The following is a 16,068-nucleotide window of genomic DNA, read 5'->3' as shown; positions in this document are numbered from 1 at the left end:
CACCTGAATCTAAAGTTCGGTGCATAATGTTTGCTCGGTCTTTTGGCAGAAGCGTTTGACTGAGGCGAGAATATCGTCGGCGGATTTGGTCCATCGGAAGGGCTTGGGCTCGGCATTGTGCTGATCGATGAAGCTGCGGATGTCGGCTTCGAGCTGGGCTGTGGAGGTATGGACCCCGCGCTGGATCTGCTTCCGGGTGAGTTCGGCGAACCAGCGCTCGACCTGATTGATCCACGATGCGGACGTCGGTGTGAAATGGACGTGATAGTGCGGCCTGCGCGCCAGCCATGCCTTGACCATCGGCGTCTTATGCGTGGCGTAATTGTCCATGACGATATGGACGTCGAGGCCGTCGGGAACATTGCCGTCGATCTGTTTGATAAAATCGAGAAACTCGGTTGCGCGATGCCGCTTGTAGCATTTACCGATAACGGCGCCAGTGGCGACATCGAGGGCGGCGAATAGCGAGGTCGTCCCGTGCCGGATATAGGACGGGGTGCGCCGCTCGGGCATGCCGGGCATCATCGGCAAGATGGGCTGCTCGCGGTCGAGCGCCTGGATCTGCGACTTCTCGTCGACACACAGGACCAGCGCATGGGTTGGCGGCGATAGATAAAGGCCGACAATATCCCTGACCTTGTCGACAAACAGCGGATCGCGCGACAGCTTGAAGGTCTCTGCCCGGTGCGGCTGCAGCCCGAACGCGTTCCACATCCGCCGGATCGTCGTGTGCGAATGGCCGGCAGACGCTGCCATCGAACGGATCGACCAGTGGGTCGCATCAGCAGGGAGCGTTCGCAGCGTTCGTTCGATCACCGCTGCCACTGCATCGTCGTCGATCGAGCGCAGACGACCGGAGCGTGGTTCGGGGACTGTCAGGAATTTCGTGTGCGGCGAGGCGGTTGACCATCAGGCCGTCATGGCCCTGATGAAACGTTCGCCGAAGAGCAGGGCAAATTGCGCCTTCGCCATGTTCCATTCGCGCGGTGGCATTTTCCACTCTTTCTCCGATCGGTTCAAGATCAGATAGAGGAGCTTGGTGGCGGCCTCATCATTGGGGAAATGCCCCCGGGCACGAACAGCGCGGCGGAGCTTGGAATTGAGGGCCTCGATCGAATTTGTCGTATAGACGATCCGCCTGACCTCGTCGGGAAAGGCGAAAAACGGGATGACCTCGGGCCATGCCCGGCGCCAACTTTGGCCGATGGCCGGGTAACGCTGCCCCCAGAAGCTGGCTTCGAACGCTGTCAGGGCTTCTAGCATCGACGGCACGGTAGATCGCTTTGAGGGCGGTTCCAAGCGCCTTGCGATCTTTCCACGCCACGAAATCCATCGAGTTGCGCAGCAGGTGGACGATGCATGTTTGAACCATCGCTTCGGGGAAGACGGCGGTGATGGCGTCGGGGAAGCCCTTGAGGCCGTCGACGACGGCCAGCATGATATCCTCAACGCCGCGGTTGCGCAGTTCGTTCATGACGCGCAGCCAGAATTTGGCGCCTTCATTCTGCTCCAGCCACAACCCCAGGACCACCTTGGTCCCGTCGGCCATGACCCCTAGGGCAATATGGATCGCCTTGTTGCGGACCATGCCTTCGTCGCGAATCTTGACCCGGATCGCATCGAAGAAAACCAGCGGATAGGCTGGATCCAGCGGCCGTTGCTGCCAGGCTGCGACTTCCTCCAGCACCGCGTCGGTGATCGTGCTGATCAGATCGGGCGAGGCGTCGATCCCATACAGGTCGCGCAGATGACCGGTAATCTCCCGCGTACTCATGCCCCGCGCATACATCGAGATGATCTTGTCGTCGAGGCCGGGGAAGCGCCGCTGGTACTTGGCGATCAGCTGCGGGTCGAAACTGCCGGCCCGATCCCGCGGCACCTCGATCTCGATCCGTCCTCCATCGGTCGTCACTGTCTTGCGGCCATAGCCGTTCCGGCTGTTGGTCCCTTGCTCCTCCTGGCCAAGATGGTGATCCATCTCCGCATTGAGCGCCCGTTCGGCAAATGCCTTCTTCAATGTATCGAGCAGGCCGCCCTGGCTGAGCGCCGATGCCGCGTCAGTGCCGGCCAGCAACTGGTCGAGAATGTCGTTCGGTATCGAAGGTTCTTTGCGTCGCGACATAGTGGGTCTCCTTGTTCCCCATTATGCCTCGCCGCACACGAAATTCCTGACAGTCCCGTGGCTCGTCGAGTAAACCGTCAATGCGATCGTGCAAAAACCGCGCGCGCCACTTGCCGACCGTGCGCTCGCTCACGCCAAGATCGGCGGCCACCTGCTTGCTTTGCATGCCATCGGCGCAGCGCAAGACAATACGGCAGCGCTCCGACAGCGAGCGCGCCACCCGATGACGCCGCACTTGCCGTTCCAAATAGGCACGCTCGTCCGCCGTCAAAATCAGGGCCTCAAGAGGCCGACCTCGCGCCATCTCGCTCGCTCCCGTCGTTCCGACAGGATCAATCTACAATATAACTTACTTCAGTTCCAGGTGACTAGCATGTCGTGCTTCTCTCCGCGCGTACCTTCAGACCAATAGCTGTTCTCGAAGAGCAAACAGGCGTGAAGGCAGGGTCGACGTTGGAAAATTGTATAACCGGCCTGCGCACAAGCGAACGGCAAATTCTTGCGGCCTAGTTCCGTAACCGGACAGTCGGGAATGTCCCATTCCCGGTCACAGATGATTGGGTCAGGGCTGGTTCCTGCAGGTCCCACTTGAAATCCTGATGCCAGATCGGCATGATGGTGAGGCGGGCAGACCAGGCGTAGGTACTAGGTTTGCACATGACTGAAAAAGACGAGCAGTTTCTGCGGTTGCGAGCCGTGATGGACAAGACCGGCAAGCCCAAGGCATCGATCTATCGCGATATCCATCTGGGCACATTTCCAGCACCAGAGAAGATAGGCGCCAGGGCGGTTGCCTGGCGCCTATCGCAGATATTACGCTGGATGCAGGCGCCCAGCGCTTACCAGGACGACTGAAACCATTCCAGTGTACCCACAGCAGGCTTTGCCGGCATCGCCTTCTCGATAGCGATTGCCGCTGACGCCTGTTCGACCTGGTCAAGATAGTCCGCCCACCATTCGAGCATCTTGCGACGATGGGGCAGATAGTGCGCGGCATTGTAAACGGCGCGCACACCGCCAGGCACATGTGCCAGTTGAAGCTCGATCCAGTCGGCCTTGAACAGGCCGCTCTCGTTGAGCACCGTACTGCCGATCGAGCGGAACCCATGCACGGTCGCCTTGTCCCCGACGCCCAAGCGCTGAAGCAACGTCAGCATCCTGTTAGCGCTGATCGTGTCGCCCTGATTGCCGATCACCGGAAAGAGATATTGGCCGAAACGCTCATTGCCATATTTGCCATAGACGTTGAGTTCCTTGATCTCCCGAAGAAGAGCGACGGCCTGAGGGGGCAAGGGCACCAGATGCTCAACCCGCATTTTCATACGCTCAGCCGGAATCCGCCATAATGGTTCAGGTCCACCGAGACCTTCAAACTCGGACCATTGCGCATGCCGGGTTTCCGTTGTCCGAACCATCGTGAGGATGGTCCAACGCAAAGCGAGATGGCTGAGCCTGGAGCCGGTATCAGCGTTCAGGGCTGCGTAAAAGCGCGGCAATTCCTTGATCGGGATCTTCGACCGATGGTTCACCGCCGCTCGCTTGCGCATCACTGTCGCCAGGTCACGGCAAGGATCGGATTGCACTCTCCCATCGGGAATACCGAACCGAAAGATTTCGCTACAATAGGCCCGGACCCGATGCGCCATCTCGATGGCGCCCCGGTCCTCGATGGTCTTGAGCGCATTGAGCATGTCGCGCGGCAGGATCGCGCGGACAGACAGTTTGCCGATGGTCGGAAAAATATCGGCCTCAAGCCGCCTTTCTATCACGCCGGCATAGCGATCGGACCATCCCGGTCGCTTGACAACCATCCATTCCTGAGCCAGTTGGCGGAACGTCGTGCGTTCCGCGTGATCGTCATGCTTTTGCTTCCGCCTGATGTCAGCGGGATCATGGCCGGCCGCGAGAACCGCTTTCATCTCTGCACGCCAGACGCGGGCGCGATCGATGCTCATCAGCGGATAGTCGCCGCCGGTGATGCTCTTCTGTTTATGATCGAGGCGATAGGAGAGTCGCCATTCACGTCGCCCATTGGGCAAGACGCAGATATTGAGGCCTCTGCCATCGGCTTTCTTGATGGGACGATCGGAAGGGAGAATCGCTTGGATAAGGGTGTCGGTCAACACGGATCAGGACTCCTGAAAACCGTGCGCGGGACTTAAAATCCTGACTTTCGAACCAACAAATTTACCAACAAATCTCATGGTAACCACCTGGGCGGTTATGATCCTGTGTGAGATCATATTACATGAGGTAACCGCTTGAAAGAAGCGGATTTTTTCACGTCCATTTGAGACTTTGTTGGTCCATCTGGACCGAATTTTGGTTGCGGGGCAGCCTACTTCAAAGTTATTTAACATATTGCTATTAAATGATTTTTTTCATATTGACAAAAGTCAAACCAACAGAATGTTGAAATTGGCGCCCGGGTTCCAAGCCACTCTCCATGAGGTCGAAGTCCAACGCGGGCTATCACATCTAACATCTCCGCTGCAGTTTCTCTATGAAATGGGACGGCCACAATCGGTGAATGCTGCGACATAACCGAGCGCCCCCAATCGGGCCGGATTGATCACGCTTGCAATCTTCTTACATGGCAGGCATGATCAACTTTGCGGGCAGACCAAACAGGGAATTGGTTTGCATGATAGAAGAAAGTGAAAGATTCCTTCGAATTGGTGACGTGATTGCCAAAACGGGCAAATCCAAGGCATCAATTTACCGAGAAATGCTTGTTGGTGCATTTCCTGCCGCAATTAAAATTGGCGCCAGAGCTGTTGCGTGGCGCCAATCCCAAATAGCGGAATGGATGGTCTCCCCTATCGATTACCACTCTGACTGAAGCCAGTTTAGAGCAGTGAGCGCAAAGTAGGAATCGCGGACGATTCCTTTTTGCGCGGATTTGTGATTCATGTGCCTGTGGAGGTGAACCATGGGCAGAGCATATTCGGCTGATTTGCGGGAACGGATATCGGCGCACGTAAGGGCGGGACACTCGCGCCGGGCGGCGGCCCGCCATTTCGGTGTGAGCGCGAGTTGCGCAGTGAAGTTGTTGCAGCGAGTGGAACGAACAGGTTCGGCTGCTTCTTCACGAATAGGGCGGCCACGCGGCGCTGGTAAGTTGGCGCCGTATATGGCCCGGTTGACGGGCTGGGTGGATAGGGAACCAGACATCGGCATGTCGGAGCTGTCCAACAAGCTTGCAGCGGAGACGGGCGTAGTTGCCCATCCGGCATCCCTCTCGCGGGTGCTGATCCAGGCTGGCTATCGGGTAAAAAAAAACGCTGCTGGCCAGCGAGTGCGGACGCGATGATGTCGCTCATGCGCGACTGCGATGGCGCCTCGACCGGCAGCCGCAGATGCGCGCAAAGCCTCATCACCTCGTCTTTCTGGATGAGACGGCGACCACCACGAAGATGACCAAGCTTCGTGGCCGGGCGCCAAAAGGAGAGCGTCTCAAGGCCCGCGCTCCGTTCGGTCATTGGAAAACGCAAACCTTCATCGCGGGGCTGCGCTGCGATTGCTTGGTTGCCCCGTGGGTGATCGACCAACCGATGAACCGGCGCCTGTTCGAAACCTATATCGAAACCCAGTTGGCGCCAACGCTCAGCCCCGGCGATGTTGTGATCGCCGACAATCTGTCGAGCCACAAAAGCGAAAAGGTCAAAGCCTGCCTTAAAGAGCGAGGTGCGTGGATCCTTTTCCTCCCCGCTTATTCACCCGATTTGAACCCAATAGAAATGGCCTTCGCTAAATTGAAATCGCACCTGCGACGGATCGGGGCGCGGACCATCGATGAGCTATGGAAGGCTCTCGGACATATCTGCGACCTCTATTCTGCCGAAGAATGTTGGGAATATTTCAAGGCCGCCGGATATGCGTCCAACTAATCGCTCACCGCTCTAGCACTTCTGCTTTCTGGGGGCGTACAACCGCCAAACTTTCGGATCCGACGGTCGTTTCTGCTCGATCAAGGTAACTTGCCCACCAAATAAGCATCTTGCGCCTATGCTCAAGATAACGCGCCTTATTGTAAACACCCCTTACGCCGGGCGGCTCGTGCGCCAACTGCAGTTCGATCCAGTCAGGGCTAAACAGTCCCGATTCATTCAAGATTGAACTGGCGACAGCACGAAAGCCATGGACCGTTATGTCACCAACATCCAATCTCTTGAGCGTCCCGATCATCGAGCCTTCAGCAATGACGCCATCATTGCTCAGCGGACTAGGGAAGAGGTATTTCCCATACCGTTTGTCACCTGCCTGCCCCGCAATATTCAAGGCTTTTATTTCACGTAGAAGTTTGACCGCTTGTGGTGGAAGCGGAATTATGTGTTCATTCCGCTTCTTCATCCGTTCTGCCGGTATCCGCCAGATTGGCTCAGCGCTGTTAAGGTCCTCAAATTCTTTCCATTGTGCAAAGCGTGTTTCTTTAGAGCGAACCATTGTAAGGATGGTCCATCTGATTGCCAGATGCACTATCTGAGATCCTTGATCCGCTTTCAACGCTGCGAAGAACCGAGGGAAGTCACCGGGCAAGAGCCTTGCAAAATGCTTTCTTCGCGGGCGTCGCTTCATAGCGACGTCTAAATCACGGCATGGGTTTAAGACCACGCGCCCGTCCGGGATACCCGAACGAAAAACCTCACTGCAACATGTTCTAACAAGGTGCGACACAACCGTAGCACCTCTGCTTTCTATTCGTTGAAAAACTTCCAGCATTAATGCGGGTGTGATCGATCTCACGGCAAATTTCCCGACAATCGGAAAGACATCATTTTTGAAATAGCGCCCGATTTGCCGAGCAGTGCGATCGGTCCAGTCGCATTTCTTATTTTGCATCCACTCACAAGCGACCTCTTCAAACGTCACAACATTTTCGGAATCACTTTTCTCGAATGGCGTTTTGCATATTCCCGGGTCGACACCATTTTCGAGCATCTTGCGGATTTCCTCACGCCACACGCGGGCACGATCAATGCTAATTTCGGGATATTTCCCGCCAGATAATGTCTTTTGCTTCCCGCCATACCGGTAGGCGATGTACCATCTTGCACCACCTTTCGGGACGACCGAAATATACAGCCCTCCCCCATCCGACTTTTTTATCACCCGATCTGTCCGTGCCAGTGCGCGAATAGTTTCATTTGTTAACATTGACCCAACCCTTTTTGGGGCTTGCACCAGGCTTGGGCACGCCGACCCCTTCCAACGTTTCTGCCAACAAATGCCAATGAACCCACCCGGTCCTGCCTGAAACCGCAGGCAACAATTATATCGCATAAGCATCTGTTATTAAAACATTTTTTTGTTCTTTCTGCGACCTCTTGAGGCCCCATGATCAAACTTAGAGTCTAAGCCAAGCCAGCTTCATCAGCTTCCGTCCCGACATGACGCGCGAGGCGGCGATCAGCCACTGGCATTCTCACCATACGCGCGTGGCCATCGAAACACAGGCCAATTTCGAATATGTCCAGAACCTCATCGTCAAGCCGCTGACGGACGATGCTCCCGCCTATGACGCCTTTGTCGAAGAATGCTTCGCACTGGAGGCGATGACGGACCAAAGCGCTTTCTTCGACGCAGTTGGCAATGAGGAGAAGCTTGGCGCCAATCTGAAGGCCATGATGGAGAGTTGCGCGGGCTTTATCGACTTCACGCGCATCGATATCGTTCCCACATCCCAGTTCGATTTCCGCCATCTCGATTGAGGGAGGATCGTTGCTCAAAAGGGCGCCGGGCTATCGGTGCGCGGATAACGGCACGCGTGCCGGCTTTGCGCAACCAGCACTGAAGCCTGGACTTCCTGCCTGGAATGAACTGAACAGCAGCCATTCCGTATCTCACGGAGTTCAAGGCTCAGGTCTGTTGCAATGGCGCCTGAATTCCTGCCACCGTCATGGCTATCGCATCCTGAATTTGCATTGCGAGCAGCAAGCATGGTTGATTGCTCAAACGTGCCTGATCGTGGCGCGTCAGCATGGCGAGATAGGACAGGTTGAGCATTTCCAGCCGCCGCCGCACCAGCGCCGGAGGCAAATCGGGCAGTTGCGCCTCGATCCGGTCCAGCAATTGATGCAGCGCCTCTGTCTGGTCGTTGCGCGCATCACTGGCATGGGGTGTGCCGGCTGGCCGATGCCGGGTGAGATATTGCACCATGAACTGGGCATAGGGATGGCAGCCCCGCTCATCGGCCATTGCCAATTGCGAACGGAACAGGATTTCGATCAGCGCCCGCAATCCCGGTTCACTGCCCTGATGCATGAGATCATCCAGCATCTGCGCCCGGATGCGATCCAGTTCGGCGATGCGATAGGCAGAAATCGCTGCGACCAGTGCTTCGCGCGATCCAAAATGATAATGCACGGCGGCATTATTCGCCTGGCCAGCGGCCAGAGCGATCTCTGTCAGCGGCACATTGTCGATGCCATGCTCGGCGAAAAGCCGTTCGGCAGCGAGGATCAGTTTGATCTGGCTGGGTTTGAAGGCTTTGGCGGCGGTGTTCATATTCAGCGCAAATGGAAATGGACGGAACGGATGTCTCCGGGGAAGATGTTGGGCACGGCATAGTCCGGGCTGACGGGTGTAAGCAAGTCCTTGCCGACATCGAGCCCCTCCGTGAACCAGAAGCGCGGGAGCGTTATCGGAATATGGCCTCCGCCAGCCTCCATACCGTCGATGGAGAAGCGCAGATCGCCGCTCCGGTCCCGCCCACCGTCCAGGGTGAAGCTCACGCTGAGCCGATGCTGGCCCGGTTCCAAGGGCCGGTCTGCGCGCAAGGTGAAGACGCGCGGCGGGACGGCATTATAGGTGAAGCTGGGCACGCCATCCTTCAGATACAGGCTGAAGCCGTTGAAGCGTCCGCCCTGCGCTACCAGAACGCCATTGCCTCTATCCGCGCGGACCACGGCATCGATGGTGATCTCATAGGAGCGATTGCCAAGTGGAGGTGCGGCCGTAACATGGACATTGCTGGCTTCTGGCCCGAAAATATAGTCGGTCCGGATATAACCACCGGGTCGGCCTGCGACGCCTTCGCCCGGTTCGTGCAAGGGGAAGACATTATTGCGGCTGCCTTCCTCCAGGAAAAGCTGTTGCAGCGCATGGAGCCGGCCCGGTTCCTCGGTCGAGAGGTCGTGAAACTCACTGAAGTCCTTGTCGACATGATAGAGTTCCCATTGCCTCTCGTTGAAGGCAATGCGTGGACGGTCGGGCGAGAAAAGCTGCCAGGGCATATAGGCAGGGCGCGTCGCGGCGATCCACCCATCCTTATAGATCGACACATTCTCCAATATCTCGAAATATTGGGTCCGCCGCCGGGACGCGGCCTTGGCATCGGTGAAGCTGTAGTTGAGGCTGATCCCATCCATCGGCTTTTGCGCGACGCCGTTGACCATGGTCGGAGTCTGGATACCGGTCGCGTCAAGAATGGTCGGGACAATGTCGGCGATATGGCTGAACTGGCCGCGCACGATAGCACTGTCCTTGAGATGACCCGGCCAGCGGATGATAAGACCATTGCGAACGCCGCCGAAATGGGACGCATTCTGTTTGAACCAGCGGAAGGGCGTGTTCATCGCCCAGGCCCAGCCGGCCGGATACATATTGTCGGATAATGGCCCGCCAATCTGGTCGATATGGGCGCGTTTGAAGGCGTCGCTTTCAGGCAGGTTGAAATTAAGGCTCTGCTCAAAAAAGCTGCCCTGAACCCCGCCTTCACCGCTGGCGCCATTGTCGCCCTGGATCAGGATGACCATGGTCTTGTCCGCCTTGCCGGAAGCGTCCAGTTCATCAAGTACCCGGCCGATCTGGGCATCGACATAGGCAAGCTGAGCGGCATAGGCTTCCATGAAGCGGGCGGCGATACGCTTCTGATCGGCGGACAGGCTGTCCCAGGCCGGTAGCTCGGCAGGACGCGGCGTCAGCCTGGTGTCGCGGGGAATGGTGCCCGAGGCCTTCTGCCGGTCGAAGATTCGTTGGCGCAGGACATCCCAGCCTGCGTCGAACTGCCCCTTGAAGCGGGCAATCCAGTCCGCCGACGCGTGATGCGGCGCATGCGTAGCGCCAGGAGCATAATAGATGAAGAAGGGGCGCTGCGGATCGGCCTGATCCTGTTCGCGCAGCCAGTGGATGGTGCGATCGGCCAGATCTTTCTCGAAAAAATAGGCCGGATCGGTGGGCGGTGAAATATAGCGTGTGTTCTCGACCAGATTGGGCGCGAACTGATTGGTGTCCCCTTGCAGGAAGCCATAGAAATATTGGAAACCAAGCCCGGTCGGCCATCGATCGAATGGCCCTGCTGCGGTCAGTTCCCAGGGCGGCGTGATATGCGCCTTACCGAACATGGCCGTGCCATAGCCGCCTTCTTTCAGGATTTCCGCAACGGTGGCCGTTGAGGCGGGGATGACGCTGCTATAGCCATCATATCCCGCCGCAATGTCACTCAGCGCCCCCATAGCGGCGTTATGCGGATAGCGGCCGGTCAGCAGCGATGCGCGCGACGGCGAGCACATGCCGGTGGTGTTGAAATTATTGTAGCGCAGCCCCTGGCGCGCCAGCCGGTCGAAATTCGGCGTGGGGATCAGACCGCCAAAGGTACTGCTCGCGCCGAAGCCCTCATCATCGGTCATGATCAGCAGGACATTGGGCGCATCGGGCGCAGGGCGGGGTTGAGAGGGCCAACCGACGGGGAATTCGGCGCTGTTGGGGAAGAGAACCCGCCCGTGAGGATTGGCCGATCCTGCATGGCTGGGCGACGACGACAAGAGCGAACAGCCTGCCAGCAGCGCCAAAATGTATCGCAGCCTCATCGCGCCGTGCATCGCGGCCATGCTCCTCTCCCTCTCGCTCGGGAGAAACACATAACACCAGAATTAAATAGAGTCATTTAAAATCTATCACCGCCCCTCGAAATGCAGGGCACCGGGCATTTGATCGGCAGAACATTGCCGGATTAAGCGGCTACGGCCGGCCCTTCATGGCAGGGCATTTTGTCCTGGCGTGGCCGTTCATCGGTGCATTCGGTATGTCAGGGCGGACGATATTTAAACGACGCATCCGCTGATCCCGCCGTCTCCGCTCATGCGCCCTTAACGGCAAAGGGCACGCGGATCTGTCCGGCCGCGATCGGCCTGGACGTTCCGGATCGTTCCGCCCGCCCGCATTCAATGGCCAGCCTCTTTACCTTTTTCGATGCGAAAGAGTAACTCGGTTTTGCGGGTGATAGGTCTCATCATAACCCTCAGGGAATGATTTCGCGCCCCTCACCGAATATCAGCGACGCCTCCCGGCTGTCGACATCCTCCCGATGCCCACGCCAGCCCAGTGCCTCGCGCGCCTGCGCTGGCGGCAGGTGCAATATGTCCTCGAAACGGGCAGAAAATAGCATATCGGATTGCTGCCCAACCTCATAGCCATAGCTCAGGTTTCGCCATAGCGTCGGCCAGGCGCCAGGATAATGCAGCATGGTCCGTGTCATCCAGGGGAACATGATGAGCGTGTTGACCGTCATCAACGCCCCGGCCAGCTCAGGTCCCAAATGGCGGAAGGCATTGCCCGTCACCACGCCAGTGATGAAATATTCCGCGACCGACCCGAAACCGACTTCGCCCAATATATGATAGCAGTCATGGGTCTGCCCCATGCGCAGGTTCCAATAGTCGAGTGTGTTGGCGGGCTTCCAGTCAGGATCAGCCAGGATGCGCGAATTGAGTTCGGGCGAAAGGTCAAATTCGTCCATATAGTCGAACAGTTGCCGCCCGACTGATCCTTCGGGACAGGTGCGCAGATCCTCCTTCGAATAGGTCGACACGAAAGCTTCGCTCAACCAGCGATCGAAGGCGGGATTGCGCACGCGCTCCTGCTCCACCAGCCGTTCGGCATGATCGATGTCGCGCACCTGATCGACCGCCTCCATCAACATCGGCAGGCCGTAGAGCAGCGGATAGTCATGGCCGTTGCGGCGCAGGCTTTCGGTCGCCATCCATTCGCGCACGCGGGCGTCGTTCAGCCAGCGGGAGGAACTGATCGGCACGCTGCTTTCCGTTCGGATCCTGCTACGGCCATTCAGGTAGAAGACGGGACTCCCGGCAGTGACATCATCGATTTGCGGGTCTGCATCGGCACTCATGCGGCAACTCCGGTAACGAGGGGGGACGGGGCGTCCAGCCGCGCCAGCATCCTCTGGATGGCGACGGCGCGATGGAAATCGGGCGTGACGGGCGTATCGGCGCGGATTGCCATGCCCAGTTCGGCATAGAGATTGCCGATGGACGAAAGTGCCTCGCGCGAGGCGAAGCTGCCCGGATAGGCGCTGTAACGATCCGGCTCGGCAGGGATGACCGCGCAGTCAAATTCGGGCGCGATAGCGATCGGCTCGAACGGCCCGCCATGGCGCGCACCGTGCAGGACCAGTGACTCGATTGCGGGCAACGTCGCATCGCGTGTCGACAACTGCAGCGCGCCCTCGCTGCCCTCGATCCGCCATGTGCAGCCCATGCCGCTCAGCGACACGCCCGCAAGATCCAGGTTGAACAGCGCCCCGCCCCGCAACGTCCCATGGACTTGCAGATGATCGAACGCATCGCGCTCGACCGCAGCACCAGTTTCATCGACCGCGGGCAGATGGATGGCGCTGCGCATCCCACATTCGGCAATCCCGCCGCCAACATGGTCGATCGCGTCGATCAGGTGACCGCCATAGATGGACAGCAGCGTCGTTCCCCCGGCCCGCGTCGCCATGGCGCGCATGATCGGTCCGAACATCCGGGCATGGACGCTCACGCCATAGAGCCGCCCGACATAGCCTTCCTCCATCAGCCGCGCAGCCTGCCGCAGCGCAGGCGATCCGTGCAGGTGCAGGCCGATCATCGCCTTCACCCCCTGACGCTCTGCAAGCGTTGCCAGTTCCTCCGCCTGCGCCACGCTGGTCGCCAGCGGCCATTCGCAATAGACATGCTTGCCCGCCGACAGCGCTGCATGGGCGATGGCATGATGATGGGGCGCCTTCACGCAAATGGCGACAAGATCGATGTCGGCATGCGCCGCCAGTGCGCGATGATCGGTGAACCAGAGCGGCGCGCCGAACTGCTCCGCGGCGCGGCGGGCGCTGTCCTCACGGGTCGTGCAGACACCCTGCAAAGTGAAGTCGGGCAGTTGCTGGATCACCCGGCGATGCACGCCCGATCCCCAGCCATAGTCCGGATTCGCTCCCACCATAGCCACGCGGATCACCATCAACGCCTCTCCTCAACCGCTCATTTTTTTAAACCATACTCTGAGTCTAGTTTGGAGTCCAGCGTTAGAGGAGGAGCAATTAATTGACCGGATCATTCATGGAGAAACAGCGCGATCTCCTCCCCCACCAGTTCCAGGCTGATCCCGGCATCCTCCGGCGACAGCTCGCCCCTCGCCACTTCGGCACACAACATCGCCACCCGGTTGAACAGCAGGCGAACCCTCGCCCGCTCTCGCCGGGCCGCATCTCCCGCCCCCTTCGCACTGGCAAAGCCCGTTCCTTCCGCCGCGGCGACCAGATCGATCAGCGCTTCGGAATCGCTCAGGATACGGATACGAAAGCTCCGCTCGAACAATTGAAGTTGCGCGATCAACGAGGTCACGTTGCGATGCTCCAGATGGATGCCGACAAAATCCTCCAGCCATTGCCCGATTCCCGCCCGATCATTTCGCGCTAAGGTCGGGAGCCGGGCGAAAAGAGCGGCCGTTTGTGGCGCGATCTCATCATAAATCGCGCAGGCCAGTTCGAACTTGGATTCGAAATGAGCATAGAAGGTCGCCCGACTGACTCCCGCCGCACGGATGATATTGTCGATTTTGGCATCGTTGTAAGTCGCATCTGCGAAAACCCGTCGTGCTGCGAACAGGATGGCGGCGCGCGTAGTCGCCCTCCGCCGCTCCAGATAAGCCGCCCGCCCCGCCGTAAGCTGGACAATGCCCTCTTCCGTCCTGCTCTTCGTCACCCCTGTCATCTGTTCCCTCATCCTGGCGAGATCTGTCCGATCAGATTGACAGCCATCGCGGCACCTGTTGCATATTGCGACACGCCATGGATCAGCACAACGATCTTACCTCCGCCCTGCTCCGCCGCATCATGGACGCAAATAGTCTGCAATGTCCAAATATGGACCTTGTTGGTTGCTATGACTGCGGACCAGCTCCAACCATATCCGACTGTCGAGTGGGCGAGGGTCGGCAGAGGGTAGCTTGCAGTTCAGGGCCGCTGCCGGAATAATAATGATATTGAAAACTATGCAGTGTGCGATTGCGCGGGATACGTCCAATGAAGGGACGAGGCCGGATCGCCTGCTTCAGCGGGACGTTCTTCAAGCAAATGCCGAACCAGTGCCTGCATGTTCGCATCATATTGCGCCAGGATCTGGCGCTGGCCGCCAACGTCGAAATGCGTGATCAGCCGTTCGCCATCCCAGCGGTGAAACGCCAGTCCCGGCGCCTCGGCAACGATCATCGCGCGCCCGTCGGTCGCATCGGGATCGATTGGACGGAAATCCAGCGCGACTTCGGGAGAAGATGAGGCACAGACGGTCAACTGCCGCCCCTGCCAGAGCGTCATGATCGGCCGATGGACATGACCGCAGACTATAGCCTTCACCTGATCGGCGCCCCAAACTGCTTGGGCAAAGCGGGCGACCCAGGGTTCCTGGGACACGGTGTCCATCCAGTCGATCCCCATCTCGGTCGGCGGGTGGTGCATGGCGATGACGGTGGGCACGTTCGGCTTTTCGGCCAGCCTGGCGCGGAGCCATGTCGCGCGGGTTTCGCAGAACGCCCCACCATGACGCCCTTCCTCAAGCGTATCCAAGACCAGAATGCGTAGCACATCCAGCTCGATCGCATATTGGATGAAGCCCAAGGCGTCGGGAACATGAGGGAACTGCGCCCGGAATGCATCGCGCAGGTCATGATTGCCGACACATAGATGCACCGGAAACGGGCATGGCGCCAGCGCCTCTGCCAGGCGAGCATAGCTCTCGCTATCCCCCCTGTCGGTGAGATCGCCAGTGACGAGCAGCAGGTCCGGCCGGTTTGGCCCCGTCGTCAAACGATCGAGCACCATGTCGAGCCGCTGCCTGTTCAGTTCGCCGGGATTGCCCGGATCGAAGCCGAGATGAATGTCGGTGATTTGCGCTATCAGCACCAGTTGCCCCTACCCAAGTGCGGTTGCATTGGCCGGGTCCCCAACCCGGCCAATGCGCGTCAATTCGTGCCCAGCGCCGATCCGGATTCCTGCTTTGAACCTTCGACCAGAACGTCCATCTGGTTGCTGCAGCCCTTGGCCAGCAATGCCGCAGCGACACCATCCAGATCGGCGTTGGCCGGGCTCACCATACTGAACTGGACCGTGACGGGCTCCGTCATGCCGGCCAGCGCGATCTTGAACCGCGCACCTTCGGCAACGGGCAGCTCATCGACCGGCCAGGCGCGAACCGACTGGCCCGCGCGGAAGTCCACGACCGCGCTCTTGCCGTCGCCCTCACGGGTCAGTGTCGCCGAACCTTCCGTGGCGTTGTCTGGACGCCAGATCGCCGTCAGACTGGCATCGGCGAGGCATTGCGCGCCGCCGCGCGAGGCATCGACATACCAGACATTCGGGCTGCGCGCAGGACCACCGCCAATGGCGCTGCGGGTGGCCCCGGTGCGCGACTGGCGCGCGCCGGCATTGGCGAGCAAGGCGGTGAAGCCCGAACCCGTCGCCGCGCCCGAACCGGCAACCGCAACCTGACCCGGTCCCTTGAGGACATGCGTGCCACTGGCGTCGAGCACGGTGATCATGTCACCAGGCTTCAACGTCAGCCTGGCATCCGCCGCGAGCGACTTGCCCACCGGATAGGAGGCCGCCGAAGGGCCGGTCGAGCGGACCACCATGGTTCCGGCGAGGGCCACATCGGCGGTGGCCAGGGCGATCATAG

General features: G+C 58.9%; 13 protein-coding genes and 3 pseudogenes. 4 read left to right on the top strand and 12 right to left on the bottom strand.

From position 1 onward, the window contains the following. Positions 1-9 precede the first annotated feature (9 nt). From HUK73_RS24825 to HUK73_RS24815, 3 pseudogenes are all read right to left on the bottom strand, one after another. Positions 10-867, bottom strand: a pseudogene (locus tag HUK73_RS24825) (IS630 family transposase); the annotation flags it as partial. 42 nt (positions 868-909) lie between these two features. Next, positions 910-2,122 (bottom strand): annotated as a pseudogene (locus HUK73_RS24820) (IS256 family transposase). Between the two features lie 55 nt (positions 2,123-2,177). Beyond that, positions 2,178-2,426 (bottom strand): annotated as a pseudogene (locus tag HUK73_RS24815) (helix-turn-helix domain-containing protein); the annotation flags it as partial. Between the two features lie 353 nt (positions 2,427-2,779). Here HUK73_RS24815 and HUK73_RS24810 point away from each other — a divergent pair. Beyond that, positions 2,780-2,977, top strand: coding sequence for an AlpA family transcriptional regulator (locus tag HUK73_RS24810; protein ID WP_176594408.1), 198 nt, complete (start codon positions 2,780-2,782; stop codon positions 2,975-2,977). Here the strand turns inward: HUK73_RS24810 and HUK73_RS24805 are convergent. Continuing rightward, a complete protein-coding gene (locus tag HUK73_RS24805; RefSeq protein WP_176594407.1) occupies positions 2,962-4,248 on the bottom strand; it encodes an integrase arm-type DNA-binding domain-containing protein in 1,287 nt (428 codons plus the stop codon). The genes HUK73_RS24810 and HUK73_RS24805 overlap by 16 nt on opposite strands. 518 nt (positions 4,249-4,766) lie before the next feature. Between HUK73_RS24805 and HUK73_RS24800 the strand changes: the two genes are divergently transcribed. Both HUK73_RS24800 and HUK73_RS24795 read left to right on the top strand, forming a co-directional pair. After that, complete coding sequence (locus HUK73_RS24800) at positions 4,767-4,964, top strand: AlpA family transcriptional regulator (protein WP_176594406.1); 198 nt, start codon at positions 4,767-4,769, stop codon at positions 4,962-4,964. A 90-nt stretch (positions 4,965-5,054) separates the two neighbouring features. Continuing rightward, a protein-coding gene (locus HUK73_RS24795; RefSeq protein WP_176591283.1) for an IS630 family transposase occupies positions 5,055-6,012 on the top strand; the annotation gives its coding sequence in 2 pieces (ribosomal slippage) (positions 5,055-5,396 and positions 5,398-6,012; 957 coding nt in all). 4 nt (positions 6,013-6,016) lie between these two features. On the opposite strand, the gene HUK73_RS24790 is transcribed toward HUK73_RS24795, so the two are convergent. Beyond that, entirely contained in the window at positions 6,017-7,279 is a 1,263-nt protein-coding gene (locus tag HUK73_RS24790; RefSeq protein ID WP_176594405.1) for an integrase arm-type DNA-binding domain-containing protein, read from the bottom strand. A 233-nt stretch (positions 7,280-7,512) separates the two neighbouring features. Here HUK73_RS24790 and HUK73_RS24785 point away from each other — a divergent pair, with 233 nt between their 5' ends. After that, on the top strand, positions 7,513-7,833 hold the full coding sequence (locus HUK73_RS24785; RefSeq protein ID WP_255326538.1) for an EthD domain-containing protein: 321 nt from the start codon (positions 7,513-7,515) through the stop codon (positions 7,831-7,833). A gap of 148 nt (positions 7,834-7,981) precedes the next feature. Here HUK73_RS24785 and HUK73_RS24780 read toward each other — a convergent pair whose 3' ends face one another. The 7 genes from HUK73_RS24780 to HUK73_RS24750 form a co-directional block, all read right to left on the bottom strand. Next, on the bottom strand, positions 7,982-8,629 hold the full coding sequence (locus HUK73_RS24780) for a TetR/AcrR family transcriptional regulator (protein ID WP_176594404.1): 648 nt from the start codon (positions 8,627-8,629) through the stop codon (positions 7,982-7,984). 2 nt (positions 8,630-8,631) lie between these two features. Further along, positions 8,632-10,953, bottom strand: a complete 2,322-nt coding sequence (locus tag HUK73_RS24775) for an arylsulfatase (RefSeq protein ID WP_255326537.1) — start codon at positions 10,951-10,953, stop codon at positions 8,632-8,634. A gap of 410 nt (positions 10,954-11,363) precedes the next feature. Beyond that, on the bottom strand, positions 11,364-12,251 hold the full coding sequence (locus tag HUK73_RS24770) for a Coq4 family protein (RefSeq protein ID WP_176594403.1): 888 nt from the start codon (positions 12,249-12,251) through the stop codon (positions 11,364-11,366). Beyond that, positions 12,248-13,357 carry a Gfo/Idh/MocA family protein gene (locus HUK73_RS24765; RefSeq protein WP_176594402.1) on the bottom strand — a complete coding sequence of 370 codons (1,110 nt, stop codon included), beginning with the start codon at positions 13,355-13,357 and terminating at the stop codon, positions 12,248-12,250. Before HUK73_RS24765 ends, HUK73_RS24770 begins: the two co-directional genes overlap by 4 nt. A 92-nt stretch (positions 13,358-13,449) precedes the next feature. Next, complete coding sequence (locus HUK73_RS24760; protein ID WP_176594401.1) at positions 13,450-14,109, bottom strand: TetR/AcrR family transcriptional regulator; 660 nt, start codon at positions 14,107-14,109, stop codon at positions 13,450-13,452. Positions 14,110-14,387: 278 nt separating this feature from the next. Next, the gene (locus tag HUK73_RS24755) at positions 14,388-15,296 is read right to left on the bottom strand and encodes a phosphodiesterase (protein ID WP_176594400.1); all 909 of its coding nucleotides are present in this window, start codon (positions 15,294-15,296) and stop codon (positions 14,388-14,390) included. Positions 15,297-15,355: 59 nt separating this feature from the next. Continuing rightward, positions 15,356-16,066: a hypothetical protein gene (locus tag HUK73_RS24750; RefSeq protein ID WP_176594399.1), complete on the bottom strand. Its 711-nt coding sequence runs from the start codon at positions 16,064-16,066 to the stop codon at positions 15,356-15,358. Between the last annotated feature and the right edge of the window lie 2 nt (positions 16,067-16,068).

Source organism: Sphingobium sp. EM0848 (genome assembly GCF_013375555.1).
In the GTDB taxonomy this organism is placed as follows: Bacteria; Pseudomonadota; Alphaproteobacteria; order Sphingomonadales; family Sphingomonadaceae; genus Sphingobium.
The sequence above is the reverse complement of the archived record's forward strand: the minus strand, read 5'-3'. Positions and strand labels throughout refer to the sequence as shown.